The 25,837-nt window shown below is 62.0% G+C and carries 26 protein-coding genes and 1 pseudogene; 18 read left to right on the plus strand and 9 right to left on the minus strand.

What is annotated here, in order from left to right:
- From I8N66_RS17365 to I8N66_RS17375, 4 genes are all read left to right on the plus strand, one after another.
- On the plus strand, positions 1 to 360 hold a 360-nt coding region (locus I8N66_RS17365), incomplete at its 5' end, for an NAD(P)H-dependent oxidoreductase (RefSeq protein ID WP_291155801.1).
- A 225-nt stretch (positions 361 to 585) separates the two neighbouring features.
- Positions 586 to 960, plus strand: a complete 375-nt coding sequence (locus tag I8N66_RS37560; protein WP_365887435.1) for a DUF2946 family protein — start codon at positions 586 to 588, stop codon at positions 958 to 960.
- Between the two features lie 289 nt (positions 961 to 1,249).
- Positions 1,250 to 1,780, plus strand: a complete 531-nt coding sequence (locus I8N66_RS17370) for a YcnI family protein (protein ID WP_113539709.1) — start codon at positions 1,250 to 1,252, stop codon at positions 1,778 to 1,780.
- A gap of 44 nt (positions 1,781 to 1,824) precedes the next feature.
- Positions 1,825 to 3,432 (plus strand): copper resistance CopC/CopD family protein, encoded by a 1,608-nt coding sequence (locus I8N66_RS17375; protein ID WP_291155805.1) that lies wholly within the window; start codon positions 1,825 to 1,827, stop codon positions 3,430 to 3,432.
- Positions 3,433 to 3,929: 497 nt separating this feature from the next.
- On the opposite strand, the gene I8N66_RS17380 is transcribed toward I8N66_RS17375, so the two are convergent.
- The gene (locus I8N66_RS17380; RefSeq protein ID WP_291155808.1) at positions 3,930 to 4,334 is read right to left on the minus strand and encodes a hypothetical protein; all 405 of its coding nucleotides are present in this window, start codon (positions 4,332 to 4,334) and stop codon (positions 3,930 to 3,932) included.
- Positions 4,335 to 4,440: 106 nt separating this feature from the next.
- On the opposite strand from I8N66_RS17380, the gene I8N66_RS17385 reads away from it, so the two are divergent.
- Positions 4,441 to 4,851, plus strand: coding sequence for a PAS domain-containing protein (locus I8N66_RS17385; RefSeq protein ID WP_291155811.1), 411 nt, complete (start codon positions 4,441 to 4,443; stop codon positions 4,849 to 4,851).
- Between the two features lie 57 nt (positions 4,852 to 4,908).
- On the opposite strand, the gene I8N66_RS17390 is transcribed toward I8N66_RS17385, so the two are convergent.
- Positions 4,909 to 5,190, minus strand: coding sequence for a hypothetical protein (locus I8N66_RS17390; protein WP_291155814.1), 282 nt, complete (start codon positions 5,188 to 5,190; stop codon positions 4,909 to 4,911).
- Between the two features lie 316 nt (positions 5,191 to 5,506).
- Here I8N66_RS17390 and I8N66_RS17395 point away from each other — a divergent pair, with 316 nt between their 5' ends.
- Together I8N66_RS17395 and I8N66_RS17400 are read left to right on the plus strand one after the other, a co-directional pair.
- Positions 5,507 to 6,790: a DUF763 domain-containing protein gene (locus tag I8N66_RS17395; RefSeq protein WP_291155817.1), complete on the plus strand. Its 1,284-nt coding sequence runs from the start codon at positions 5,507 to 5,509 to the stop codon at positions 6,788 to 6,790.
- 158 nt (positions 6,791 to 6,948) lie between these two features.
- Positions 6,949 to 7,143 (plus strand): hypothetical protein, encoded by a 195-nt coding sequence (locus I8N66_RS17400; RefSeq protein WP_113539703.1) that lies wholly within the window; start codon positions 6,949 to 6,951, stop codon positions 7,141 to 7,143.
- 9 nt (positions 7,144 to 7,152) lie between these two features.
- Here I8N66_RS17400 and I8N66_RS17405 read toward each other — a convergent pair whose 3' ends face one another.
- The 3 genes from I8N66_RS17405 to I8N66_RS17415 all read right to left on the minus strand — a co-directional run bounded on the left by I8N66_RS17405 (position 7,153) and on the right by I8N66_RS17415 (position 10,739).
- Entirely contained in the window at positions 7,153 to 7,623 is a 471-nt protein-coding gene (locus tag I8N66_RS17405; protein ID WP_291155820.1) for an NUDIX hydrolase, read from the minus strand.
- A gap of 147 nt (positions 7,624 to 7,770) precedes the next feature.
- Positions 7,771 to 8,811, minus strand: coding sequence for a glutathione synthetase (locus I8N66_RS17410; RefSeq protein ID WP_291155823.1), 1,041 nt, complete (start codon positions 8,809 to 8,811; stop codon positions 7,771 to 7,773).
- Between the two features lie 98 nt (positions 8,812 to 8,909).
- Entirely contained in the window at positions 8,910 to 10,739 is a 1,830-nt protein-coding gene (locus tag I8N66_RS17415; RefSeq protein ID WP_291155826.1) for an ABC transporter ATP-binding protein/permease, read from the minus strand.
- An 806-nt stretch (positions 10,740 to 11,545) separates the two neighbouring features.
- Here I8N66_RS17415 and I8N66_RS17420 point away from each other — a divergent pair.
- Positions 11,546 to 11,734 (plus strand): annotated as a pseudogene (locus I8N66_RS17420) (DUF892 family protein); the annotation flags it as partial.
- A 46-nt stretch (positions 11,735 to 11,780) separates the two neighbouring features.
- Here the strand turns inward: I8N66_RS17420 and I8N66_RS17425 are convergent.
- The 3 genes from I8N66_RS17425 to I8N66_RS17435 all read right to left on the minus strand — a co-directional run bounded on the left by I8N66_RS17425 (position 11,781) and on the right by I8N66_RS17435 (position 14,431).
- The gene (locus I8N66_RS17425) at positions 11,781 to 12,077 is read right to left on the minus strand and encodes a PRC-barrel domain-containing protein (protein ID WP_291155829.1); all 297 of its coding nucleotides are present in this window, start codon (positions 12,075 to 12,077) and stop codon (positions 11,781 to 11,783) included.
- A 382-nt stretch (positions 12,078 to 12,459) separates the two neighbouring features.
- Positions 12,460 to 12,828 (minus strand): hypothetical protein, encoded by a 369-nt coding sequence (locus I8N66_RS17430; RefSeq protein WP_291155831.1) that lies wholly within the window; start codon positions 12,826 to 12,828, stop codon positions 12,460 to 12,462.
- A gap of 127 nt (positions 12,829 to 12,955) precedes the next feature.
- Positions 12,956 to 14,431: a PLP-dependent aminotransferase family protein gene (locus tag I8N66_RS17435; RefSeq protein WP_291155834.1), complete on the minus strand. Its 1,476-nt coding sequence runs from the start codon at positions 14,429 to 14,431 to the stop codon at positions 12,956 to 12,958.
- A 143-nt stretch (positions 14,432 to 14,574) separates the two neighbouring features.
- Between I8N66_RS17435 and tauA the strand changes: the two genes are divergently transcribed.
- The 8 genes from tauA (at position 14,575) to pta (ending at position 23,153) form a co-directional block, all read left to right on the plus strand.
- Positions 14,575 to 15,597: a taurine ABC transporter substrate-binding protein gene (gene tauA, locus I8N66_RS17440; RefSeq protein ID WP_291155837.1), complete on the plus strand. Its 1,023-nt coding sequence runs from the start codon at positions 14,575 to 14,577 to the stop codon at positions 15,595 to 15,597.
- Between the two features lie 84 nt (positions 15,598 to 15,681).
- Positions 15,682 to 16,494 carry a taurine ABC transporter ATP-binding protein gene (locus tag I8N66_RS17445; RefSeq protein WP_291155840.1) on the plus strand — a complete coding sequence of 271 codons (813 nt, stop codon included), beginning with the start codon at positions 15,682 to 15,684 and terminating at the stop codon, positions 16,492 to 16,494.
- Positions 16,487 to 17,314, plus strand: a complete 828-nt coding sequence (locus I8N66_RS17450) for an ABC transporter permease subunit (RefSeq protein ID WP_291155842.1) — start codon at positions 16,487 to 16,489, stop codon at positions 17,312 to 17,314. Before I8N66_RS17445 ends, I8N66_RS17450 begins: the two co-directional genes overlap by 8 nt.
- 116 nt (positions 17,315 to 17,430) lie before the next feature.
- Positions 17,431 to 17,811 (plus strand): nuclear transport factor 2 family protein, encoded by a 381-nt coding sequence (locus tag I8N66_RS17455; protein WP_291155885.1) that lies wholly within the window; start codon positions 17,431 to 17,433, stop codon positions 17,809 to 17,811.
- A gap of 18 nt (positions 17,812 to 17,829) precedes the next feature.
- Entirely contained in the window at positions 17,830 to 19,230 is a 1,401-nt protein-coding gene (locus I8N66_RS17460) for an FAD-binding oxidoreductase (RefSeq protein WP_291155845.1), read from the plus strand.
- 35 nt (positions 19,231 to 19,265) lie between these two features.
- On the plus strand, positions 19,266 to 21,041 hold the full coding sequence (gene xsc, locus I8N66_RS17465; protein WP_291155848.1) for a sulfoacetaldehyde acetyltransferase: 1,776 nt from the start codon (positions 19,266 to 19,268) through the stop codon (positions 21,039 to 21,041).
- Positions 21,042 to 21,117: 76 nt separating this feature from the next.
- A complete protein-coding gene (locus I8N66_RS17470) occupies positions 21,118 to 22,155 on the plus strand; it encodes a YeiH family protein (RefSeq protein ID WP_291155851.1) in 1,038 nt (345 codons plus the stop codon).
- On the plus strand, positions 22,155 to 23,153 hold the full coding sequence (gene pta / locus I8N66_RS17475; protein WP_291155854.1) for a phosphate acetyltransferase: 999 nt from the start codon (positions 22,155 to 22,157) through the stop codon (positions 23,151 to 23,153). The genes I8N66_RS17470 and pta overlap by 1 nt, the downstream gene beginning before the upstream one ends.
- Positions 23,154 to 23,210: 57 nt before the next feature.
- Here pta and I8N66_RS17480 read toward each other — a convergent pair whose 3' ends face one another.
- The gene (locus I8N66_RS17480) at positions 23,211 to 24,086 is read right to left on the minus strand and encodes a LysR substrate-binding domain-containing protein (RefSeq protein WP_291155858.1); all 876 of its coding nucleotides are present in this window, start codon (positions 24,084 to 24,086) and stop codon (positions 23,211 to 23,213) included.
- Between the two features lie 115 nt (positions 24,087 to 24,201).
- On the opposite strand from I8N66_RS17480, the gene I8N66_RS17485 reads away from it, so the two are divergent.
- Positions 24,202 to 25,356, plus strand: a complete 1,155-nt coding sequence (locus I8N66_RS17485; RefSeq protein ID WP_291155860.1) for a Na/Pi symporter — start codon at positions 24,202 to 24,204, stop codon at positions 25,354 to 25,356.
- 92 nt (positions 25,357 to 25,448) lie between these two features.
- On the plus strand, positions 25,449 to 25,817 hold the full coding sequence (locus I8N66_RS17490) for a hypothetical protein (RefSeq protein ID WP_291155863.1): 369 nt from the start codon (positions 25,449 to 25,451) through the stop codon (positions 25,815 to 25,817).
- Positions 25,818 to 25,837: the final 20 nt, after the last annotated feature.

The following is a 25,837-nucleotide window of genomic DNA, read 5'->3' on the forward strand; positions in this document are numbered from 1 at the left end:
ATCGATGCCATTGCCAGGAGCGACGGCCTGATCATCGCAAGCCCAGAATACGTGCGCTCCATTCCGGGTGGCCTCAAGAATGCGATCGACTGGCTCGTGTCCGGAGCGGAAATCGTCCACAAGCCGATTGCCCTGCTGCATGCGTCTCATCGGGGAGACGATATGCTGGCCAATCTGCGCACCGTCCTTGCAACAGTCAGCGACCGTTTCGCAGCAGATATCTTTCTCCGTCTCCACCTCATGAAGATGGAGCCCGCGGAGATATTGAAGGCCATGGAGACACCCGAGGACCGCTCGAAGGTGGAAGCCTATCTTCGGGCGTTTGCATCGTTCTGCATGGCCGCGCGTGAATCCGCTTAACTCTTAAGCCTGCAGTCACCAGCTGTTCGGCAGCCCCCAAGCTTTCGACCTGATTTTACTGACGACCTGATATTTGCTGGCGAATTCAAAAACAGGGGCAGTCAGCTTTCCCACTTCCTGATGTCTTCGTGCTTGCTGTGGCGCAAGGAAGAGCGCACGCCTACGGGATAGCTATGCGGTGGCTGCGGGACATTCACGCAGCAGCGCAGAAGGAGCTTGAGTGTGGTGAGGCGACGCAACAGTTGGGGATTGGCGTTTTTCGCTGCCTGCCTGTTCGTGCTGCAGTCGATCGCCGGCACATTTGCCGCGAGTTCGATGGCTGCCGTCGCGCAAATCGATCCTTTCGGTAATGCGCTTTGCGCAAGCGTGGATCACGCGAGCAAAGACAACCATGACAGCGGCCACGGGAGCGCCGCCGATTGCTGCCTGCTCGGATGCTGCGTGTCCTCGCAGGTCCTGGCAGCTGCTCCGGAAGCCTTCGAGGTCTTCACCTTTCAAGTCACGTCCGCGACAGAGCAATATTGGCCCGCGGCCGCCCCGTCGCCGAGGGGCGAACATCGCCCCGGCTATCCTCGCGCGCCCCCTCGACTGCTTGCCTGATCGGTAGCGTTCGCGCCAGCCCATGCCAGAGGCGGGGACACCCTTGCCTAGTCTCTGCCGGCACCATCGGTCTTCTCATCCTGACGGATTTCCTTCGCGTGATCCGAGGTTGCCCGAAGCCTGGTCTTGTGCACGCCGAGAGCCGTCTACCCGACCGTCTCGTGCGATCGCTACTCCGCCGACCGAAAATGTCGGCAACCTTTTCCGGATCGCTGCATCCAATCCCTGAAGCCCGCGGGAGACCTTCTCGTGGCCCGACACAACCAAATAATCTCAAAGGAATAGCCATATGTTCTCGAAACTGATCACCACGACTGCCTTCATCGCGATGAGCGCCACGGCAGCCTTTGCCCATTCCACGCTAGAAGTGACCGAGGCGCATGTAGGCGGGTCCTACAAGGCCGTCATTCGCGTCCCGCACGGCTGCGAGGGCAAGCCGACGATCGCGCTGCGCGTTCAGATCCCCGAGGGCATGATCGCAGCAAAGCCGATGCCCAAGCCTGGCTGGACGCTGGAGAAGATCAAGGGAGCCTACGAGAAGTCCTACGACTACTTCGGCACCCCGATGAAGGAGGGGGTGAAGGAGGTCGTCTGGAAGGGCGGCAGCCTGGGCGACGACGAATATGAGGAGTTTGTCTTCCGCGCGTTCCTGACCGAAGGCCTGCCGGTCGGCAAGACGCTCTACGTGCCGCTGGTGCAGGAGTGCCCCGATGGCGCGACCGAGCGTTGGATTGAAATCCCGGCGGAGGGCAAGTCGAGTGACGATCTCGAATATCCGGCACCCGGCATCAAACTGCTTGAAAAGAAAAGCGGGCACTGATCGGCGCAACGTAACGGCGAAGGCCAATTGACCGGAGAGCAGGCATGGCGCTGGTACCACTAAGCTTCACTCGCCTTGCGAAGTTGATGGGGATCGTGCTCTGCGGGATACTCATGCAGGTCACTGTCGCCTTCGCCCATGCATCGCTCAACACAAGTGAACCGAGGGACGGCGCGGTCGTAGATACCGCGCCGTCTGTCTACATGTTGACCTTCAGCGAGCCGGTTTCGCCCTTGTCGTTGAAGCTTGTCGGCCCGGATGGGACGGCGATCGCATTGGAACGGTTCGAACTGAAGGATCGATTGCTCGAGATTATGGCGCCGACCGGTCTTGGGCGCGGCACGCATGTGCTCAGCTGGCGCGTAACCTCTGCTGACGGGCATCCGATCGGCGGATCCGTCGTCTTTTCGCTCGGCGCAGCCAGCACCACTCCGCTCGCGACGGGAGACAAGATCGACTGGTCCGCACGCGCCGGCGTTCTCTTGTCGAAGCTCGCGCTTTATGTGGGGCTGTTCATCGGTGTTGGCGGCGCGTTTTCGCGCCATTGGCTGCTCTATGGTTCTCGATCGGGGCGCAACGTGGTCGCGGCAGCGCTCGGGACAGGGGGGCTGGGTGCCGTCGCCGCCGTGGGCTTTCAAGGGCTCGATGCGTTGGGCGTCCCCCTGGCGCACCTTGTCGAGCCTGTCGTTTGGTCCACGGCCATGGCGACGAGCTTCGGCGTGACGGCTGTTGCCGCCTTCAGTGCCTTCGGTCTGGCGGCTGTCGCCCTGCGGGCAAAGGGTCGGCTTGCGCGGACGTCGTCTCTTGCCGCGCTGGTCGTTTCATCTGCCGCCCTGTCACTGAGCGGCCATGCGGCCACCGCCGAGCCCCAATGGCTGATGCGCCCGGCGGTCTTTCTGCACGTTATTGCGGTCAGTCTCTGGTTCGGAGCGCTGGCGCCCTTGGGCCTAGCGCTGCATGGCGAAGACCCGGCGGCGCTTCGGGCGTTACGGCGGTTCTCGATGGCCATCCCCTATGCGGTTTTGGTGCTCGTCGCGGCGGGTGTCGCCTTGGCCATCGTGCAGGTGGAGAAGCCTGCAGCGCTGATCGAAACAGTCTATGGCCGGGTGTTTATGGTCAAGATGGTGTTGCTGACGGGACTGTTTCTGCTGGCGATCGTAAATCGCTGGTGTCTGACGGAGCCGACCATGGCTGGCGACCGGGCAGCGATGAAGCCGCTGGTCCGTTCGATCGCTGCGGAAACACTGATTGTCTTCCTGATCTTCGGGGCCGTCTCTTGCTGGCGCTTCACGCCGCCGCCGCGCGCGCTCATGGCTTTGGCAGCACAGCCCGTAAACGTTCATATCCACACCGATAAGGCGATGGCCCTTGTTGACGTCGCGCCTGGGAGAGCGGGCGAGGTTGACGTATCGATCAACACGCTCACCGGCGAACTCGATCCGCTTGCCGCCAAGGAGGTTATGCTTGTGCTGTCCAAGCCTGATGCCGGCATCGAACCGTTCAAGCGCGTGGCTGTGCGGCGCGGCCAAGCGGACTGGCAGGTCGAACACATGAACATCCCGCTGCCCGGCACTTGGCAGGTGCGTGTCGATATTCTCATCAACGATTTCGAGAAGGTGACACTGAGCGATCAGATTGGCATTGCGCCGTGACTGCGGAGGCTGCCGCCCCGAAGCCGCTGTCAGCTTTTTCCGATTGCAATTGCTGGCGGCGTCGCAGTCCCCACTGCAGCGCTCAATCGCACGCACCCGACGTTGGGCCACGGCCTTGCCGGTGCAGGTTCCTTTTGACGTCGCGCCCTTGCGCGAGCGGCGCGACTGTCGGCTGGCCGAAGCTTGTCGGTCGAATGATTTTTCTCGCCGTTAATACTTTAGAAATATCGCATGTTCATGCTGTGCGGCCATGCGCGGCTTCCTGTTGATGACATTTTTGGCGGGCGGATTGTGGGTGGTCGACACGACGTTGTGTGAAGGCCGCTATACCCAGGAGTTTGGGCATGAGGCCCAGTCCGCGACCAGACAGGTTCGCTATTGGCTGAACGCTCAACTGAACTACCTGCGAACGCGCTTCTAGCTTTCCGCCACCTCCTGGTGCTGAAAACCGGCACCGCCAAGCGAGCGCCTCAAGGTTTTGTGGCGAAATATTGCTGCTAAAAAGTCACACTGTTCGGCGCTTCGTTGCGGAAGAGCTTGGAAATCCGAATTAAAATGACAGTCGTCAAGTGTGGGAGTTGGCTCTGTTCGTTAGTGCGTGCTAAATTGATGAAATGCATAGATCTGATCAAGATGGCGACGCGAAGGTCACGGACCTCATCGCACAATTCAAAGCGGCGCAGAGCCAACTGTTTGGGCTGGTTGACGAATATGAAACGGAACGGTTCCGCTCGCTCGAACGGACCGTGGAGCAAACGTTCGTCGAGATTGAGCAGCGTGTCCCACGCGACGCCGGCGAATTTCGCGCCATAGCGCAGTTCTATCTGGATATGTTGGAGGACAATGATGGCGGCTACAACGGGCGGCTGCATGCCTGCTTGCGCCAGCTGGTCGATCGGCACGCCTTTGATGTGTCCTCGAAATTCGACTGATTGACGGTGTTGCGTGTGTCGTTCACACAGGTTCCATTCACACCGGGTAGTGATCCCCCGAACATAAGGAAGGCCCATGGAAGGGGATAGAGAGCGCACTTTCGTTGTGGATCTCGCCGATGTGGACACTGCGGATTCCGGGATTTTCACCTGGGACATTACACAGGACCTCGTCTACGCCGACTCGGCTCTGGCGGAGCTTTTCGGACTGATCGCGACGGAGACCAATCGCGGATTGCCGCTCAAGCTCTATCTCGACCGGGTTCACCCGGAAGACCGGCCGTATCTGGCAAAGGAAATTGCCGCCACCATGGTGGGAGGGCGAGCCCAGCAATCGACCTATCGCGTAAGGACGCGAGGCGGACACTACGTCTCGGTCGTCGCCTTTGGTCGGTGCTTTCGCGATCGGAAGGACACTCCGGTGCTCTATTCCGGGATCGTTGTTCTCGAAAGCGCTACATCGGCAAGCGACCATCGAAGGCACTGATGGCGAAAGGTCGTCAAGGCGCGGAACGGAAAAGCGTTTGGCGAGATTGGTCCGCGATCAGGCGGAAGTCGTTTCGCGAATGCCGCTGTCGAGAGCATTGTGTGCTGCCTGCATAACGTCGATGTCGTGAATGTGGCTTATGGTTGCCATCTCCATCATCAGATCGCCGATCACCAGATCAATGCGTCTCGGAGCCCCGGCATCCCTTTTCGCGATGCAGGCCTCAAGTTGTTCGGACGATCCGCCCAAAGCGTCATAGAGTTCCAGCGCGGTCGTCAGAACCTTTGCGCGACGCACGGCAAGATCGCTGGTCGCATCCTCTCCTGCGGAAGCAACCATCAATCGAACAGCTCTGTTTTGGAACTCGCTCATTTTGAACCCTGTTCAAATGCAATTTAGCGCGGAGCATATCGCCGATTGCTGAACTCTATCTTAAGCGCAAAGGTAGAGTTCATAATGCAGTTTGGGTTTTACTCGGGCTGATGCAGTCGAACCGTCCCGAAGGCAAGGTCTCGCGATGCTGCAGTTCGGCGACCTGCAGCACCTTCCCGCGGACACGACCGGCCGCCGCGGTCTCGCAGTTTGCCGCGAAAAATGAGAACGTTTGAGGAACTTTCCTGTGTGAAAGGGCTTTCTGCCCGTGTATAAGGCCCGGATGGTCCAGAGAGCAGGCAGTGCCGATCTTCCGCTTCACGGTGGCCGGGTTCCCCGGTGGCTTGGCGAGCGCATGACAAAACTTGGTGCGATCATCACCCAGGCGATCGTCATCGAATATGGGCGAGACGAGTTTCTTCGCCGGCTGGCGCATCCGTTCTGGTTTCAGTCTTTCGGATGCGTCATGGGCATGGACTGGCACTCCTCCGGCATCACCACCAGCGTCATCGGTGCCCTGAAACGTGGTCTGTTACCGCTGTCGGGCGAACTTGGTATCCACGTCTGCGGCGGACGAGGGCGGAACTCCAGGGAGACACCGGGCGAGTTGATTGCAATCGGCGAGCGCGTGGGCCTCGACGGAGGCGGCCTGGCGACCACCAGTCGCCTCGTCGCAAAGGTCGACAGTGCGGCAGTGCAAGACGGCTTCGACCTTTACCTGCACGGCTTCATCGTCACCGATGACGGTAAATGGGTTGTCGTGCAGCAGGGTATGAACGGCGAGAGGCGGCAGGCCCGGCGCTACCACTGGCTTTCCGAGGGGATCAGCAGCTTCGTGGATTCGCCCCATACGGCGATCGATGGTGTGCGGCAGGGCGAAATCGTCAATCTTGCCGACCGCCGCGCTGCGGCTTCGCGCAGTGGCCAGCTCGATCTCCTCGCATCGCTCGGACCGGACCGGATCGTCCGAGAGGTTGCTGCTATCGAGCCAAGGCGGGCGAGCAAGCAAAGCGCGCAGCCCATGCTGCCGCATCTGATCATGCCTGCGCACCACGACGTTCGCGAAGAAGACGTCAACATGAAGCGCCTGCATGCAACGCTTGCTGCGGCTGCCGACCGCGGCCCGGAGGATTTCGAGCATCTCCTGTTGGTGCCGGGCGTTGGAGCGCGCACGGTCAAGGCGCTGGCGATGGTGGCCGAAGTGGTGCACGGCGCGCCGTGTCGGTTCGCCGATCCGGCGCGCTTCTCGCTTGCCCATGGAGGCAAGGATCGCCACCCGTTCCCGGTTCCCCTGAAGGTGTATGACGAGACGATCCGGGTGATGAAATCCGCCGTATCGAAGGCGAAGCTCGGTCGCGACGAAGAGATGCAAGTCCTCAAGCGCCTCGACGATCAGGCCCGCCAGTTCGAGAAATATGCCACCGGCCCGGATCTCAAGGAGATCGTGGCCGGTGAGTTTCGTCAATCGCACGAGTTTGGCGGTCGCAGTGTCTTCGGCTGGGAAGGACCGGTAGAGCCGCCGAGCGATGCAGACCGGCCACGCCGCCGCGGTGACCGCGGCCGGTAACGGCTCCATGCCGCTGCAAGGCGTTGCAGCGAATCTTATTCTTTGATCTTCTTGAGAGGTTCTCGCCGGAACTCAAACCTCTTCCCAAGGGTTGGAAGGACGTTAGAGCAAGCTTGCGAGGGCAGACCAGCAGAATCCACGTCAAGAGGAGTCTCGCGATGGAAGAACTGCAGAGCATCACGGTATCTGAGGAACGGCTCGAGGATTGCCGTGACGTCGTCGAACTGGACCTCCAGCTTTTGATCCGCGAGACGATCGAGTCCGGGTTTTCGGTGGAAGAGGTCCTGATCGCGATCAGCGAACTGGTGGCGGAAGATTTCGCCCACGCCGTCAAGATCGCCAGCGTCCATTAAGACCAGCGTTCACTGCGGAATGCATTGCTGTCCGAAACGGAGCATCTGGTCGCGCAGCGATGGCTCTGCGACGCGCTTGGCCGCTTCGCGATAGTCGAACCAGGCGAGCTTCCGCTCTCCCTTCTCGGGGAATTTCGCTCGCATGCGCGCGACTTCCAGGGTGTGGAGCTGAACCCTGCAGGAAATCTTGAGCCCGTGGTCCAGCCGCTTCTTGTAAAAGTAGTGGCCGAACGGAAATCTCTGGCAGATGCCGTTCACGCCAGCCTCTTCATAGGCCTCTCTCGCTGCCACCTCATGCGCGCGCTTTCCCTTCATCGGCCAACCCTTGGGAATGACCCAGCGACCGGTGTCCCGGCTGGTAATGAGAAGGATCTCCAATGCATTGTTGCGCACGCGATAACACAAGGCCGCGTACTGCATACGTGGCGGCCGGCGAAGCATCAACTGCACGTCAGCGGCAATTTGGCGTAGAAAATTCACTGGAATGCTGTCTCCCTTGTCGCCCGTTTGGGGCAAACGCGCGTTCTGTTTGCCACTCGCAACATCGACAATAACAACCGGATCGCCGGTTCTGTTCCGCCAACGGGTCGTACGAAAGGGAATGGCGCGACGGATTGGCCGGCCATTTCACAACGTTGACAGGATTCGATTGCTGAGTGATCCCCGATAGGTCTTCTTGATCTCGACCTTGTTTTCCAGCGAATCCAGGATCTCGTCGCAGAAATCGATATCGTGAAGCCCACGGATGGTCTGGAGCCCGCCGGGCGTGAAGACGTTGATCTCGAGAAGCTTGTCGCCGACGATATCAAGACCGACCAGGAACATGCCGTCTTCGACGAGTTTCGGCCGCAGCGTTTCGGCGATCACCAGCATCTCCTTCGTGACATTGGCTGGCTTTGGCGTGCCGCTGGCGTGGATGTTGGATCGGACGTCTCCCTTGGGGGGCACGCGTCTGAATGCGGCATAGACGTCGCCTCTCTGCAGCGGTCGCCCGTTCATCAGGAACAACCGCGTGTCGCCTTCCGACGCTTTCGGTAAGTAGCTCTGCACGATCAGATAGCCGACGACGCCAACCGCCTCGACGATCTGCGTCAGATTGCCTTCGGTGCTGGTGCCCACCCGGAAGACGTTTTTACCTCCGGATCCCTGCAACGGCTTGATGATCACGCCTTCGGAGTGGCTGTCGATGAATGTGCGGATTTCTTCGATGTCCTTGGAGATCAAGGTTGTCGGGCGAACGGCCACCGGGAAATCCTGGAAGTAGAGCTTGTCCTGGGCCAGTGCCAAACCGCAGGGATCATTGACGACGATCGTACCGCGCTCGGTGGCGAGCCTTCCGAAATTGGCTCCGGCATAGGATGCCCAGGGCCGGCTTTCGGCGTCCTCTGATGGGTCATTGCGAAGCAGCAGGACGTCCACGTCTTCAATGTTGACGATTGTCCTGTCTGCATCGGCAAGCGCGCGCAAGAGTGTTTCCGGCTTCTTTGGCCGTGTGCCGGCGAACCCGGCCGCACGGATCATTAACGTATCGTCCGGACGCAGGATGAAGTCGCCAGGCGTGATGTAGAGAACCTCATGCCCGCGAGAGAGGGCGGCGAGAGCCAATGCGGTCGTTGTATAGGCCGGGCTTTCGGTTTCCAGCGTGTTGACGAGGAGAGCAATGCGCATTGGGGCTCCTGGTTTCGGATGGAGGAATTTGATCCCTTTCGCGCCGCGCCAGCCGAATGCGCGGTACATGACCGAAATAGGGCGGCTGCCGGTGGCAGCTACTCCTGCCTATCGCGCCAGGCGGCAATCGGCGTTTTCGTTGCGACGCCGTCGTCGATGGTGAGCACGCTGTCGAAGAACTCGACCCCGCTTTCGGATTGGATGGAAGAGGTGTCGTGCATGACGGCGATTACCGCCGCCTCCGGGCAATGATCCTTGATCGACTGATAAAATCCGCGAACCGCCTCGCTATCGAGGGCGCTCGTCGCCTCGTCGAGGAAAAGCAGGCCTGGTTCCTGCAGCAGGATCCTTGCAAGGACCAGTTTCTGCTTCTCGCCCCCGGACAAAAGCTTGTCCCAGTTCTGCCCTTCGCGACCATCGTTCGAAAGCTCTTCCGTGAATTCTTCGAGCCCGGCTTCCTCCAGCGCTGCAATGACAGAGGCGTCGTCATGCGTTTCAGCCGCATCCGGCAAGCAGACGAGGTCTTTCAGGCAAACGCCCTGGAGCTTGACGTCCTGGGCGGCGTAGAGGCTTCGTACCTTCTCTGGCGTCGTGATCGTGCCGCGGCCGTGTGCCCAAAGTCCGTTGATGGCCTTGAGAAGCGAGGTCTTTCCACCACCGGATTCTCCGACCACCAAGGTCCACTCCCCGGGAAGGAAATTGAGTTCGTCAGCGGTCAGAAAAGCTTTGTCGTCGCCGGTGTGCAGGAGCTCGACCGCCTGGATCGTCAAGCCGCGCGCGGCGTCCTGGGTCTCGTACTCGAACACCGAAGGGCCGCTGCGAGCATAATAATCCTGCGGCTGCTGCACCGTTTCGATCGCTTGCGCAAGTTCGGTGATCCGGTGCGCATCCGCTCTGAGCGTGGCGATATCGGGCATCGCATGGATGAACCACGAGCATTCGTTGATAAGTGCGGTCGCCAGCTCGGCGCCGGTGACGTAATCCTGAAGGCTGATCGTCTTGTCGACATAGGGCAGCAGCCCCGGCGCATAGGCGACGATGCGTGAGCCGATGAAATTGTGCACCAGCTCGAAACCCATGTAGCCGGCGGTTACCCGGTTGAGGCTCGCCCAGGTGTCGTCGATCTCGCGATATCGGCGCCCGTTCACTGCCTTCTGGGCCGGTTCGCCCTTGATCACGGCGACATGAAAACTGCGGTGCAAAAGCTGGTTCAACTCGCTGCGATAACTGCCCTCAGCCGATTGGATGCGTATGGAGAGGCCCTGGAGGACGCTGCCGAGCTTGGCTGCGATGAAGGTGTTGAGCGGCACGTAGATCGCGATTGCCAGGAACATCAGGCACGCGCTGCCGTAGCTGCCGAGGAGATCGAGCCCTCTGACGGGGCTCGACGTTTCGATCAGTTTTCGCCCGACGAAGCCGAGCGACAGAACGACGCCAGCGATGCCCACGCCGAGACCGATCGCACCGCCGGTCATGCCCTTAATCGCTTCCTGTACCCTCTGGTCGATGTTGTCGGGCGATGAACTCTCGTTCTCGGTCGCGGTGCCAAACCCGTTCTGCTGAAGGTGGAAATGGGTGTGGTTGTTATCGAGCAGCGCCCGGTTGAAGCGTTCGTCCAGCCACTGGCGCCATTTCCGGTGGAGCGTGGTCGAGAAAAAATGACGGACCGCCGTGAACCCGGCGTCCCTGGTGATCGCGATTGCTGCCAAGGTCCCCGCGGTGCTCAGAAGGGATGATGGCGTGGTGGGTACGGTGGGGTGGTGGAAATTGGCGATCCGATTGACGAGTTCGCCCGAGGTCAAGGCAAACCATACGCTTGCTTGCGCCGACAATCCGGTGAGGAGCAGGATGAGAAAAGTCAGGCCCCAGGCTTCGCGCCAGCGTTCGGAAAGCCAGTAGGCCAGCAACAGGCCCCAGAAGCTGCGCATGGAGGAAACAGGGCTGCTCGGGCGCCGTCGTTCCCGGCCGAGGGTCCATTTGACCAGTGCTGCTGTTCGTTGTGCGTTGCTGCGCACGACCTCACTTAATGCCATCTCCATGAACTGGGGCGACGATCGGGCTTGTCAATTCCGAAGCGTGATGTGGCAGATGGACTAGGCTCCATTGCCAATTGCCGATGTCCTTTTATCTCCGCAGCTTACGCGTCGGAGATTGAAATGTCGTCACAGATCAATTTTGCCAGTTCCCGTTCATCCCTCACGCCGAACTCATACCAACGGATCAAATTCCTGGCTGCGAGCCCGCACGCCTCACTTTCGGCCTGACAACCTTGCTCGTCGCACGATTCCCCGAGGCTCCGGCGCAGCACCACGATCGTTTCTAATGCCACCCCCGGCGTTGGCCAATCCGTCGTCCACATCCGCGCCGCCCAGCCGTTGCAGGGTGCAAGGATTGGGCCGCAAGTGAATTCTAATGTTTCTGGGTGGGTTCCTGGCCCGAGTAGGCTTCCGCGCGCCAGCCGTCGCGGCGATCGAGTTATGCCTGATTGGTGAGGCCGCCGCTTCCCATCGTCGGGGCTCCGGCGGCCTCGAAGCCTTGCGCCTCAATCGAAATTGAACGCCCGACGCATTTTCGCGTCAAGGTTTAGCGGTTACTCAATTCGAACTAGCCTCCCGGCGGAGTTGCTCGCGGGCGGTGGGTTTTAATTGGTTTTGGCTGCCTCCGGCTTCCGCCCGGAACCTTGCATTGCTGCAACTGTTGGAGGCGTTCCAATCAGATGGCACAGGAGCTTGCTATGCCGGAGAAGACACTTGAGGCGCTGTTCTACGACGGACTTAAGGACATCTACTATGCGGAGAGGCAGATACTGAAGGCGCTGCCGAAGATGGCGCGCGCCGCCCAATTGCCTGACAGCAAAGCGGCGTTCCAGAAGCATCGGGACGAAACGGAGGGCCATGTCGAGCGCTTGCAGCAGGTCTTCGAATGCAAGCGGCGAAAGAGAAGCCCGGCGTGAGGCCGGGCTGTTGTGTTCAATCGCGATGCTCGGGCATCGCTTTGAGCTGATCTTTGGTCCACGTGGTCACAGCGTGAACCTCACCGTCTTCATCACGCATGAAATCAAGATCTGTCGTGGGCACCGCAACCGGCTTTGCGCCGATACCGAGAAAACCGCCGACATCAATGATAACGGTGCCGCTGGCGCCTGCGCCGTGGACGTGGTCCACCTTGCCGACCTTGTCGTCATCTGCCCCATACACCGTCGCACCCTCAAGGGCTGCGGGCGTGAGTTCGGTGGGGCCAAGGCGTACGTGATTGGTGTGATCCATCTTCGTTGCTCCTTTGAAGTGAACGGAGCAGAACCGGCACTGAACCAAACTGTTCCATCACACGGCCATCACCTGTGAGGCCGCTGACGAATATCGCTAACTCGCCATCGCATTGGCGCGCGGTGCGCGGGAGCGGTGGAATTTGGCGGCCGGACTGATGCGCAGGGGTTTGGAGATCTCGATCGGCGCCAGGCTGAGATTGCCGCCTGGCCCGGTAAACAATCCAGCTTCTAGGCAGGTGGATGCAGGTGGACCGGAGTGGGTCCAGTAGCTTGGTCACGGAAAAGGAGGCCAACCAACCGTTTTATCCGGTGGGCAGGCGTCGTGAGAGCCCGGCATCGAGCACGATAACGCCGCGCAGCCTCGCCGGTTGGATCGATCGCTACTTGTTGGCGTCATCCGGCGCGGTGTTCTGGCTCGGCACGCTCGTGCCGGATTGCGGGGCGGGATGGCGATCTATGGGGGCGAGGCCCTGCGGGCTGTCCGTGCTCGGGTGCTGTTCGGCTTCCGGTTGCTGCTCGGCGGATGTAGGCTGGGTGCGTTCCACTGAACCCGTTTGGTCATCATTGCCGCCCTGGCCCCATTCCACGGCGCCCCAGGCAACCAGTGCCAAAACGAGGCTGGCTGCGAGCACCAGAAAGACGCGCGCGCCCATTCCTGCCTGCCGGACCTCGCGTGCCGAAAACTTGGTTCGCTCCGCGCCATGGGTTGCGGATTCCGGTTCGCCGCGCTCGTCGAGATGCTCAGTCATTGTTCGCCTCCATTCGTATCCGCGATGCAGCCCCTCATCGGGGAGGGACTGGATACAACCGGGGCCGTGTTCAATAGTTCCAGCAGCGGGATCCTTCAGGCCAGTGACGCCGCATCGACAGCGGGGCTCATCCGCCGTCTGAAAGAAGATCGATACGTGCCCGCACGCGTGCAACGCCTTCCGGGATGCGCGCGCCGGGGATCGACGAATAGCCCATGCGGAAATAGCGACAGGGCTGGTCGCTCCGGGGGAAGAAGGGCGAACCGGCTTCGATCAGCACGCCATCCTGGCGCAGATCGCTGACCAGCCGATCTGCGTCCAGCCCCTCCGGTCCTTCCATCCAGAACGAGGTGCCGCCGAAGGTCGAGGAGCCTGCTACCTTCAGGTTCGCCCTGCGCAGCGACTCCGCCATGATCACGTGGCGCTTGTGATACTCCGTACGCATGCGGTGCAGAACGGCGTCATAGTGGCCGAGCGCCAGGAAATAGGCCGCGGTGCGTTGCAGATGGCCCGGCGGATGCCGCAGCATGAGCGAGCGCAGCGCTCGGGCCTCGCGGATGAACGGCGCGGGCGCGACGAGGTAGCCGAGGCGGAGCCCGGGAAACAGCGATTTGGAGAAGCTGCCGATGTAGAGCACGCGGCCGGAGGGGTCCAAGGCTTTCAGCGCCGGAGAAGGTGGCGCGAGATAGCTGATCTCGAACTCGTAGTCGTCCTCGACGATGACGAAGTCCTTTTCCTCTGCCGCCTGCAGCAGCCGCGTGCGCCGATCGATCGGCATCGTCGCGCCCGTCGGCGAATGGTGGCTCGGCGTCACGAAAACCGCGTCGATGTTTTCCGGCAAGGCATCCGGCGACAGGCCTTCGCTGTCTACGTCGACCGTGGTGACTTTCGCACCGCTGAGCAAGAGCGACGCGCTGATATCGGGATGGCACGGATTTTCGCAGGCCGCGGCGGAGCCCTTCTCCAGGATCAGCCGGGTTACGATCCAAAGGGCATTCTGGGCGCCGACGGTGACGAGGATTTCGTCCGGCGTGGCGTGGATCCCGCGGCGCGGCAGTGTGCGTGAGCAGATGTAGTTGACGAGGCGCACATCGTCGGCGGCGGCAAAGTCGCTCGCCATCAGGACGAAATCCTCGCGGGCGAGCGCCCGACGGGCGCAGTCACGCCAGGCATTGAGGTCGAACAGCGTCGGGTCCATCTGGCCATAGAGAAACGGGTAGGGGTAGCGTCGCCAGTCCAGCGGCTTGGGGATCTGCCGCACGACGCCAAAGCTCATCTTGATCTTGCTGCTCCAGTCCACCGGGGTGCTGCCGCCGGATGGACGGTCGCTTTCAAAGTCTCTGCCGGGCGGGTTGTCGGTGATGCGATAGGAACTGCGGTTGACGGCTTCCACATAGCCCTGGGAGATCAGTTCCTGGTAGGCGAGCGTCACCGTGATGCGCGAAATGCGAAGATAGTCGGCGAGCTTGCGCGTCGAAGGCAGGTGCGCCCCTGGCTGTACCCGGCCGGCGAGCACGGCCGAAACGACGGTCTCGCGCAACTGCGCCTGTAAGCCGATCCCGCTTTCGCGATCGATGAAGAAGATCGTTTCGGAAACGTTCATGCGCACGTGCCGGCCCTCGGTCACACCAATCTGGATCTATTCAACTTCCAGACTGGATATAACGCAAGCCGCCATGCGCCTTTATCGTCCTCAACAAGACCGGAAAAACTGGCCAATCAATAATCAACGAGGAGGAACGAAGAATGCCATACGGACATTTCAAACGACTTGCGGCTGCCGCCAGCATCGTGGCTGGCCTTGCCGCATCCAGTGCGGCTTACGCGGAGACGAAGCTCGTCGTCGGCTATCAGCAGATCGTCGGCCCGTTCGTGGCCGCGATCGCCGACGGCCGTTTCGACGCGGCTGCCAAGGAGGTTGGTTACACGATCGACTGGCGCCAGTTCAGCTCCGCCGGTGACATCACGACGGCGCTCGCCTCAGGTGACGTGCCGATCGGCGTTCTCGGTTCGACCGGTACAGCGTCGGCCGCGACACGAGGCGTTGACCTGCAACTCTTCTGGATCCTCGACAATATCGGCCAGTCCGAGGCGCTTGTCGCGCGTCAGGGCTCAGGTATCGAGACGCCTGCCGACCTCAAGGGCAAGAAGGTCGCCGTGCCTTTCGTCTCCACGTCGCACTTCCACCTGCTGGTTGGCATGAACAAGATCTGGAACGTCGATCCGCGCGAGGTGGAAATCCTCAATCTGAAGCCGCCGCAGATCGTGGCGGCCTGGCAGCGCGGCGATATCGATGCGGCCTATGTCTGGCCGCCGGCCCTTTCCGAGATCCAGAAGACCGGCAAGACAATCTCGGATTCCGAGGTCATCGGTGCGGCAAGCGTGCCGACCTTCGACGGGCTGGTGGTCTCCAAGGGGTGGGCAGAGGAAAATCCGAAGCTCATGGAGGCCTTCACCAAGGTCCTGACGCAAGCCTATGCCGACTACAATGCCAACAAGGCGGCCTGGACGGAAGACTCAGCCCAGGTCCAGGGCATCGTCAAGCTGATCGGCGGCGACGGTCCAAGCACGGTGGAGGCGCTGCGTCTCCTCGCGTTCCCGAACGCGGAGGATCAGGCATCAGACGTCTGGCTCGGTGGCGGCGCCACCCGCGCGCTCAGCGAGAGCGCAAAATTCCTCGTCGAACAGAAACAGATCAGCCAATCGCTCGACGACTATGCGCCCTTCGTCAACGCCAACTTCGCGAAGGCTGCGGCGCAGGCGCAATAGGATACCCTGCAGATTGCGCCGTCCCTGAGGAGCGGACGGCGCACCATCATCGACCCGTGACCGAGGTGCAGGGAGGCATTTCTCATGGAAACACTTAGCGTCAGGAACATCAGTCTGACCTACCCGGGCCTTTACTCGGACCAGGCGATCATCGCCCTCAAAGGCGTCAATCTGACCATCAACAGTGGCGACTTCGTCGTCGCTCTCGGCGCCTCGGGCTGCGGCAAGACGACCTTGCTCAACCTGATGGCGGGCTTCATGGCCCCCTCGGAAGGCGACATCACTCTCGGAAACCATCGGGTCAACGGGCCGGGCGCCGAACGCGGCGTGGTCTTCCAGAAGCACGCGCTTCTGCCGTGGCTCAACGTGATGGAAAACACCGAATTCGGCCTCAAGCTTCGCGGCGTCGACAAGGCGACCCGGCGCGATCTGGCGACCAAGAACCTCGCCTTGGTCGGCTTGCAAGACTTTCACCGCCACATGATCTATCACCTGTCGGGCGGCATGCAGCAGCGCGTCGGTATTGCCAGGGCACTGACCTGCGACCCGGCCATGCTCTTGATGGATGAGCCGATGGCAGCACTCGACGCGCTGACGCGCGAGACGATCCAGGAACTGCTGCTCAAGGTCTGGCATCTCACCAACAAGATGTTCTTCTTCATCACCCACAGCGTCGAGGAGGCTCTTTTCCTCGGCTCGCGGCTGATCGTCATGTCGCCGCGTCCGGGCCGTATCACCCACACCTACGAGCTCAACTTCAACAAGCGGTTCCTCGCCGAAGGTAATGCCCGTGCGATCAAGTCCAGCCCGGAATTCATCCGCATGCGCGAGGAGGTGCTCGGCATCATCTACGGCGACGAACGTGCGTCCGGCAACCCGGAGGTGGCCCATGCTTGACAGAGTGACACGCGCCAAGCCCGTCAAGGCCGGCAAGATCTTCGGTGCTCCCGGTGACGGCAGCAGCGGCCTGATCAGCTTCGCAACGACGGTCGTCATCGTTGCCCTCTGGTTCACCGTAACGGAGGCCGGTTGGGTCAAGCCGCTCTTCCTGCCGTCGCCGCTGGCGGTCTGGGACAAGTTCATGCTGGCGATGACCGACGGTGTTTCGAACTCGACGCTGATACAGCATACGCTCGCCAGCATCGGCCGCGTCTTCGGCGCCTTCCTCTTGGCGCTGGTAACGGCCGTGCCGATCGGTGTGCTGATGGGCGTCAACCGCTTCGTGCGTGGTCTGTTCGATCCGATCATCGAATTCTACCGGCCGCTGCCGCCGCTTGCCTACCTGCCGCGTGTCATCATCTGGCTCGGCAGCGGCGAGTTCCCGAAGGTGTTCCTGATCTATCTGGCGATCTTTGCGCCGATGGCGATCGCCGCAAGGGCAGGGGTGCGTTCGGTCTCCACCGAGCAGATTCATGCGGCCTATGCGATGGGCGCCACCCGCGGGCAGGTCATCAGTCAGGTGATCATGAAGGCCGCCTTGCCCGAGATCTTCACCGGCATGCGCATCGGCATCGGTGTCGGCTGGACGACCCTGGTTGCGGCGGAAATGGTGGCGGCCAACCGAGGCCTCGGCTTCATGGTTCTGAACGCGGCCGAGAACCTCGAAAGCGATACGGTGATCATGGGCATCTTCATCATCGGCATCTTCGCCTTCGCCTTCGATCTCTTGATCCGCTACCTCGAAAAGGCGCTGATCCCCTGGAAGGGCCGCCTCTAACCAGCGGCCGCACCCAACCCCTCATCTGAATTCGGCCTGGCAGCCTTTTGAAGACGGCATCTCCCGTCTCCGGCGAAGCCATGCCTTGCGACTAGCCAAAGGACAGGACCATGACACTGACGGCGACCGATCTCAAAACCTTGTTCGATGCCTTCAACCGGCACGACATCGATGGCGTCATGCACTTCTTCGCCACCGATTGCGTGTTCAACGCAGTCGGCGGCCCGGAGGTCTACGGCAACCGGTTCGTCGGCCCCGGTCCGATCGCCGACGCCTTCAGTGGCGTGTGGAAGTCGATGCCGGACGCCGAGTGGGGCAACCACAGCCACTTCGTCCAGGGGGACAGGGGCGTCTCCGAATGGACCTTCTCCGGCACGGCCGCCGATGGCAGCCGCGTCGAGGCCGAGGGCTGTGACCTCTTCACCTTCCGCAACGGCAAGATCGTGCGCAAGCAGGCGTTCCGCAAGAACCGCCCGGTCCTGCAGCCCCGCTACTGATGGCCTGGAGCAAGAGCCATGCAACTGCACGCCACTTCTCTGAAGACTGCAAGGCAGCCGTTCGATCCCGCCTATGACCCCAACCATGACCGCAGCCCCGGTCGAGGCAAGGACTATGCGCCGACGTACTGGATCGGCACCGCCGGGCCGGAGCCGGAGGACGACGGCCCGGTCACGCGGGACATCGATGTCGATGTCGCGATCATCGGATCGGGCTATACCGGTCTCTCCTGCGCCATCCATCTGGCGCGCGAGCACGGCATCAAGGCCACTGTGCTGGAGGCCAATGGCGTTGCCTGGGGCTGCAGCACGCGCAACGGTGGACAGGCGCAGATCTCCGCCGGTCGCCTGAAGCGCTCGCAATGGATCGCCCGCTGGGGCGTTGACGTTGCGCGGAAAATGCACGCGGAGATTTCCGAGGGCTTCGACCTCTTTCGCTCGCTGATCCGCGAGCCGGAAATCGACTGCGACCCGCAGGATGGCGGCCATCTCTACATCGCCCATCGTGACAAGATGCTGCCGGCGCTGGAAAACGAGGCCCGCGTCCTCAACGATACCTTCGGCTACCGTGCCCGCATGGTATCGCGCGACGAGATCCACCGCGATTTCGTCCGTGACGAGGAAGCGCGCGGCGCCATGTACGAGCCCGACGGCATGGGTATCCATGCGGCCAAGCTCGCCTTCGGCTATCTGAGACTTGCTCGCAAGCTGGGCGCGAAAGTGCACACGTCGAGCCCGGTGCTGAGCTGCACTGCCAAGGGCGGCGTGCATTACCTGACCACGCCTGGCGGAACGGTGCGGGCTCGTGCCGTCTGCATCGCAACGGCCGGCTACACATCGCCGGGCATGAACGCACTTACCCGCCATCGGCTGATGCCGATCCTGTCGAACTCGATCGTCACGCGGCCGCTCACGAAGAGCGAGCAGCAGGCGCTGAACTTCAAGGCGCGCATCCCGCTCACCGATACGCGAACGCTCCGCCACTACTATCGCATGCTGCCGGACGGACGGGTGCAGATCGGTAGCCGCAGCGCCATTACCGGGCGCGACGCGAGCAATCCGAAACATCTCGAACTGCTGCTTGCCGGCCTCTACCGCAAGTTCCCGGCGCTTCGCGGCATCGATATAGACTACTCCTGGTGGGGCTGGGTGGATGTCAGCCACGACATGATGCCGCGCATCTTCCAGCCGGACCCGGCACAGAGGCTGTTCTATGCCATGGGCTATGGTGGCAACGGCGTCATGTATTCCGCCCAGGCCGGCCGCCGCATGGCCCAGATGGTCGCTGGCAAAGGCGGCGGCCTCGACCTTCCCATCTTCACTTCGCCCCTACCGGGTCATGGGCTTCTGACGCCGTTCCGACGGCTCGGCCAATGGGGAATGTACCGCTGGTACTACCTCCGCGACGAGATCCTCTAACACTTTGAAATAATACCAGGAAAGGAACCATCCCCATGAAAATGACCACCGAGGAAGCCTTCGTCAAAGTCTTGCAGATGCATGGCCTCGAACATGCCTTCGGCATCATCGGCTCGGCCATGATGCCGGTGTCGGACCTGTTCCCGAAGGCCGGCATCAAGTTCTGGGACTGCGCCCATGAGACCAATGCCGGCATGATGGCTGACGGCTTCAGCCGCGCGACAGGCACGATGTCGGTTGCGATCGGCCAGAACGGCCCTGGCGTCACCGGCTTCATTACCGCGATCAAGACCGCCTACTGGAATCATACGCCGCTTCTGATGGTGACGCCGCAGGCCGCCAACAAGACGATCGGGCAGGGCGGTTTCCAGGAGGTCGACCAGATGGCGATGTTCGAGGAAATGGTCTGCTACCAGGAAGAAGTGCGCGATCCGTCGCGTATACCCGAAGTCCTGAACCGCGTCATCGAAAAGGCCTGGCGCGGCTGTGCCCCGGCGCAGATCAACATCCCGCGCGACTACTGGACCCAGGTGATTGATGTCGACCTGCCGGCGATCGTTCGCTTCGAGCGCCCGGCCGGCGGCCCGCAGGCGATCGCGGAAGCGGCCAAGTTGCTATCCGAGGCAAAGTTCCCCGTTATCCTCAACGGTGCCGGCGTCGTCATCGGCAATGCCATCTCCGATTCCATGAAGCTTGCCGAACGGCTCGACGCGCCGGTCTGCTGCGGCTACCAGCACAATGATGCCTTCCCGGGCAGCCATCGTCTTGCGGTCGGCCCGCTCGGCTATAACGGTTCGAAGGCGGCGATGGAGTTGATCTCCAAGGCCGACGTCGTGCTGGCGCTCGGCACGAGGCTCAATCCCTTCTCGACGCTTCCGGGCTACGGCATCGACTATTGGCCGAAGAACGCTTCGATCATCCAGGTCGACATCAACGCCGACCGGATCGGCCTCACCAAGAAGGTGTCGGTCGGCATCTGTGGCGATGCCAAGCAGGTCGCCCGCCAGATCCTGGAACTGCTCTCGCCGACTGCCGGTGATGCCGGCCGCGAGGAACGCAAGGCTGCGATCCACCAGACCCGCTCTGCCTGGCAGCAGCAGCTTTCCTCGATGGACCACGAGGACGACGATCCGGGCACGGAATGGAACGAAAGCGCGCGTTCGCGCGAGCCGAACCGGATGTCGCCGCGCCAGGCCTGGCGGGCAATCCAGGCGGCCCTGCCGAAGGAGGCGATCATCTCCACCGACATCGGCAATAACTGCGCCATTGGCAACGCCTATCCGACCTTCGAAGCCGGCCGGAAGTATCTCGCTCCGGGCATGTTCGGGCCCTGCGGCTATGGCTTCCCGTCGATCGTCGGCGCCAAAATCGGTTGCCCTGATGTGCCGGTCGTCGGCTTTGCCGGTGACGGTGCCTTCGGTATCTCCATGAACGAAATGGGCTCGATCGGTCGCAAGGGTTGGCCGGCGATCACAATGGTTATCTTCCGCAACTACCAATGGGGTGCTGAAAAGCGCAACACGACGCTCTGGTACGCCAACAACTTCGTCGGCACCGAGCTCAACCCCAATCTCTCCTACGCCAAGGTGGCAGAAGGCTGCGGGCTGAAGGGGGTTGCGGTCGACAACACGGCAGCACTGACCGAGGCGTTGTCCACGGCGATCACTGACCAGAAGAACGGCGTGACGACTTTCATCGAAGTCATCCTCAACCAGGAGCTCGGCGAACCCTTCCGCCGCGACGCGATGAAGAAGCCGGTGCCGGTTGCCGGCATCGACCGCGCCGACATGCGCCCGCAGAAGCGGGCCTGATCCCTCGTTCTAAAACAAGCTCCGCCCGGTGCCCCCGGGCGGAGCGAAGCCTCCCGCAAATGACCGGAACAGAACCATGACCTTCGTCGCCTCCGTCCACGAACGCTTCCGAAGCGTGCCCTCCGGCTTTGCAGCCTATTGGCCGGGCTTTGCCGTTACCGCGGCGGTGGCCGTCGCCGCCCAGTTTCTCTCCGACCATTACGGCGCGCCGGCCATGCTGATGGCGCTGCTGCTCGGTATCGCCTTTCACTTCCTGTCAGAGGAAGGGCGCTGCGTCGTCGGCATCGATTTCTGTGCCAAGAAGGTGCTGCGCATCGGCGTGGCGCTGCTCGGTATGCGCATCAGCGTCGATTTGCTGATCGGGCTTGGCGCAAGCACGATCCTGCTGCTCATCTCGGCCATCGCCGCGACCATCGGCTTCGGACTGCTTGCCGCAAAACTGCTCGGTCGCGGCTGGCGGCTTGCGCTTATCACCAGCGGCTCGGTTGCCATCTGCGGTGCGTCGGCGGCCATGGCGATCGCAGCGGTGCTGCCGAAGAACGAGTTCTCCGAGCGCAACCTGATCTTCACCGTGCTGTCGGTCACGGTGCTCTCGACGCTTGCGATGATCGCCTATCCGATCCTTGCGCAGACCCTGGTGCTCGATGCGCGCGCCACCGGCATCTTCTTCGGAGGCACCATCCATGACGTCGCCCAGGTCGTCGGCGCCGGCTTCTCGGTCTCGCCGGAGGCGGGCGAAACGGCGACACTCGTCAAGCTGATCCGCGTCACCATGCTGGCGCCCGTCGTCCTCATCTTCTCGCTGTCGCTGCGCAAAGTGCCGCAGCCGGAAGGCGAGACCGGCAAGCGCCCGCCGCTGCTGCCGGGCTTTGTTGTCGCCTTCCTGATCTTTGCGGCTATGAATTCTTTCGGTTTCGTTCCGGAAATGGTCGCCAAGGCCGGCATGGAGACGTCGCGTTGGGCGCTGCTCGCCGGCATCGTCGCCGTCGGCATGCGCACCTCGCTTCGCCGTGTGCTCGACGTCGGCGGCGATGCCGTCGCGCTGATCGTCGCCGAAACCGTGTTCATCGCCCTCTTCATCCTCGTCGGCATTCACTATCTGGGGCACGCCTGATGAAACCGCTCGACCGCATTCTCGAAGCCGCCAAGGCCGTACCGCGCCATATCGTGCTCGCCGAGGGGGAGGACCCGCGTATCGTCGAAGGTGCACTGCGCGCCGTTCGGGCCGGTATTGCGGAGATCACCCTGATTGGTGATCGAAACTTGGTCGAGGAGCGGCTGCGGGCGGCCGGTGGCCAGTTGTGCGAAGTCCGCATCGAGGATCCCACTTCGTCCGCGCTGACGCCGCGCCTCGTCGCGGCCTACCACGCGCTGCGCCGCAACAAAGGCGTTGACGAGGCGGCGGCGGCCGCGGCCGTGCGATTACCGCTCGTCTTTGCCGCCATGATGGTGCGTGAGGATGAGGCCGATGGAACAGTCGGAGGCGCTATCGCGACCACCGCCGATACGGTACGCGCCGCACTCCAGTCCATTGGCCGCGCACCGGATGTCGGCCTAGTGTCGAGCTTCTTCCTGATGATGCTGTGCGCACCGCACCACGCCAAGAAGGGCGCTTTCGTCTTTGCCGATTGCGGGCTGGTGGTGGACCCGGACGCGGCGGGCCTGGCCGATATCGCCGTGACTTCGGCGCGTTCTTTCGAGGCGCTTTCCGGCAAGTCGGCGAAGGTGGCGATGCTCTCGTTCTCCACCGCCGGCAGTGCCGCGCATGAACGCGTTTCCAAGGTGGTGGAGGCGACGCGGCTCGCGCATGCGGCCGCGCCAGGGCTGGTGATCGACGGCGAGTTGCAGTTCGACACCGCCTTCGTCGAGGCCGTCAGCGCGGCCAAGGCACCCAACTCGGCCCTTCATGGCGAGGCCAATGTCTTCGTCTTCCCGAACCTCGATGCGGCAAACATCGGCTACAAGATCGCCCAGCGGATTGGCGGCGCCACCGCCATCGGCCCGATCCTGCAGGGGCTCGCCAAGCCCGCCAACGATCTCTCGCGTGGGTGCAATGCCGATGACGTGTTCCACATGATCGCCGTCACCGTCGTTCAGGCTTCGCGTGGATAAGTATGGATCGCGCGCCAGCCCGTCGTTCGGCAGTGTTGTGCCGGGACTCGCCGCAGCCTAGGTCGCCCGGTGCGCCAGTTTGCGGGCGATGTCGAAGAAGGCGCTGACGAGCTTGCCGTTGCTGCGCTCGCGCAGACAGATCAGTGCTTCATCCATCAGCATCTCCGGCGCGTCGATCCGGATGGGAACAAGGCGGCTGTCCTGGCCGAATTCGGCCGAGGAAACGAAGCCGACACCGCCGCCTGCCGCAACGATCTCGCGTACGGCGTCGCGTCCCTCGGCTTCGATGAGCGGCGTCAGAGACGCGCCGCATTGCTGGGCCATCGCCTCGAGCTTCTGCCGCGTCTTGGAACCCTGCTCGCGCATGACGAGCGGGTGTCCGGCAAGCTCGGCGAGGGTAACCGTTTTCCGGCCCGCGAGCGGGTAGTCGCGGCTGGCAAACGCGATGATCGGCGTGGAGTTGAGTTTCAGGATGTCGAAGTCGCTCGATTGCGGGATTTCTCCGAGAACGCCGATATCCGCCTCATAGGCGTGCAGACTGGTGATGACCGTTTCGGTGTTGCCGGAATCGATCGAGACCTGCACCGTCGGATAGGTGCGCCGGAAGGCGGCGAGGATGTGCAGCAAATGGTGGGCGGCGTCGGCTACGATGCGAAGCTTTCCGGCCCTGAGCGCCCGCGATTCCGAGAGAAGATCCAGTGCCTGCTGCTCGACATCGAACATGCGACGCGTGACTTCGAGAAGCTGCTGGCCGGCCTGGGTCAGCGTCACCTGCTTCTTGTTCCGGTTGAAGAGGAGGACATCGTATTCCTCTTCGAGCTTGCGCACCTGATCCGAGACGGCGGGCTGGGTGAGGAAGAGGGCTTCGGCTGCGCGCGAGAAGCCACCATGGATGGCCACATTGTGGAAGGCGCGAAGCTGGACATAGCGCATGCGTACGACGCCTTTTGAATAGATTTGATCTATGGTTTGATTAAAACGAACGATTTGATTTATGTAAAGTGGCAGCGGATAGTTTTCGGATTGCATCTCTTTCCGGAGCGCGCCCATGAACCTCCCGGCTGTCGCCCTCGAGCTTGCCGCCGCCACTGTCCTTTTGCTCTACGCCGTCAGTCTCGTGAAGAAGGGCGTCGAGACCGCGGCAGGCGACATCGTTTCGCGCACCGTCGGCGGTGCGGGGGGACGACCACGGGCAGCCATCTGCGGCTGTGCTGTTGCCATTGCCCTGCAAAGCTCGACGGCGGTCGCCATGCTTGCCGCCGGCTTTGCCGTTAGTGGCGCACTGGCGCTTGATACCGGTCTGGCGGTGATGCTGGGTGCCGATCTCGGCTCGGCGCTCGTCGTCAAGATCCTGTCCTTCGACCTGCACTGGCTGGCACCGCTTCTCATCGCCGTTGGTGGTCTTGCCCATCTGAAGGCATCGACCCGCAAGACCGTCGAAGGAGGCCGCGCCGTGCTCGGTATCGGTCTGCTGCTGCTCTCGCTGCAGATGATCAGCCATGCGACGCAGCCGCTTTCGCAAAGTCCGCTGCTGCCTTCCGTCGTCGCCTTTGTCGGCAAGGATGCGCTGACGGTGATGATCCTTGCCGCCCTCTTCACCTGGGCGCTGCACTCCAGCGTCGCCGCGATCCTGCTGATCCTGACCTTTGCCGTGAAGGGCATCGTGCCCCTGGACGTAGGCATTCCCTTGGTACTCGGCGTCAACATCGGCGGCGGGCTCATCGCGCTCTGGCTGACCCGTGGCCTGCCGGTCGAAGGCCGGCGCCTGCCGCTTGGAAATCTCCTCTTCCGTGCCCTGTTCGGTGCGATGATCTTTGGCCTCTTTGCGCTGCATTCTCCATTTGACTGGCTTCCGGGTGAGACGGTGGCCGGCAAGCTCGTCAATCTGCATGTGCTCTTCAACGCAGCCCTGGTTCTCGTCGGGGTGATCTTCTGCGGCCCGATGGCGCGCCTCGTTCGGCTGCTTTTGCCGGAGGCCGCCGGTGCCAATGATCGTACGGCTCATGTCAGCGCCCTTGACCCGGCGCTGATCGACAAGCCGGCGCAGGCGCTCGCGGCTGCGGCGCGCGAGGTGCTCCACATGGGCAATCTCATCGCCCGGATGCTGGAGCCCGTCATGACGGTCATTCACGCGCTGGCGACATCCACCTGGCCCACAGCGCAATCAAGCTCTACATCGCCGCCGTCAATCGCGGCATCCTGACCGAAGACCAATCGCGACGCGGCATCGAACTCACGGAGGCGGCGATCCATCTCGAATATGCCGGCGACGTCGTCGCAAAGAGCCTTTTACAGATGGCCGAGGAGCGGCTTGCGGGCGCAGGCACGTTCTCGCAGGAGGGATGGCGTGAACTCACCTTGCTGCACGCGGCCGTGTCTTCCAACGTTAGGCTTGCCGCTAATCTTCTTGTCTCCCCCGATCCGGTGATCGCGCGCGAAATGGTTCGGCAGAAGGAGCATGTGCGTCGCCTGGTCGAAGAAAGCAGCAAATGCCATCTTGAACGGCTTCGCCAAGGTGTGGCGACCAGCATCCTGTCGAGCGACATGCATCTCGAGATCGTTCGGGCGCTGAAGGAGGTCAATTCGCTGGTGACGACCATGGCCTATCCGCGGCTGCGCGAGAGCGGAGACCTTCTGGAAAGCCGGCTCGTGCCCGCTGCCTAGATGTATAAATTGAAACGATA

Origin of the sequence: Ensifer sp. SSB1 (assembly GCF_016652895.1) — a bacterium.
Taxonomy (GTDB): domain Bacteria; phylum Pseudomonadota; class Alphaproteobacteria; order Rhizobiales; family Rhizobiaceae; genus Ensifer.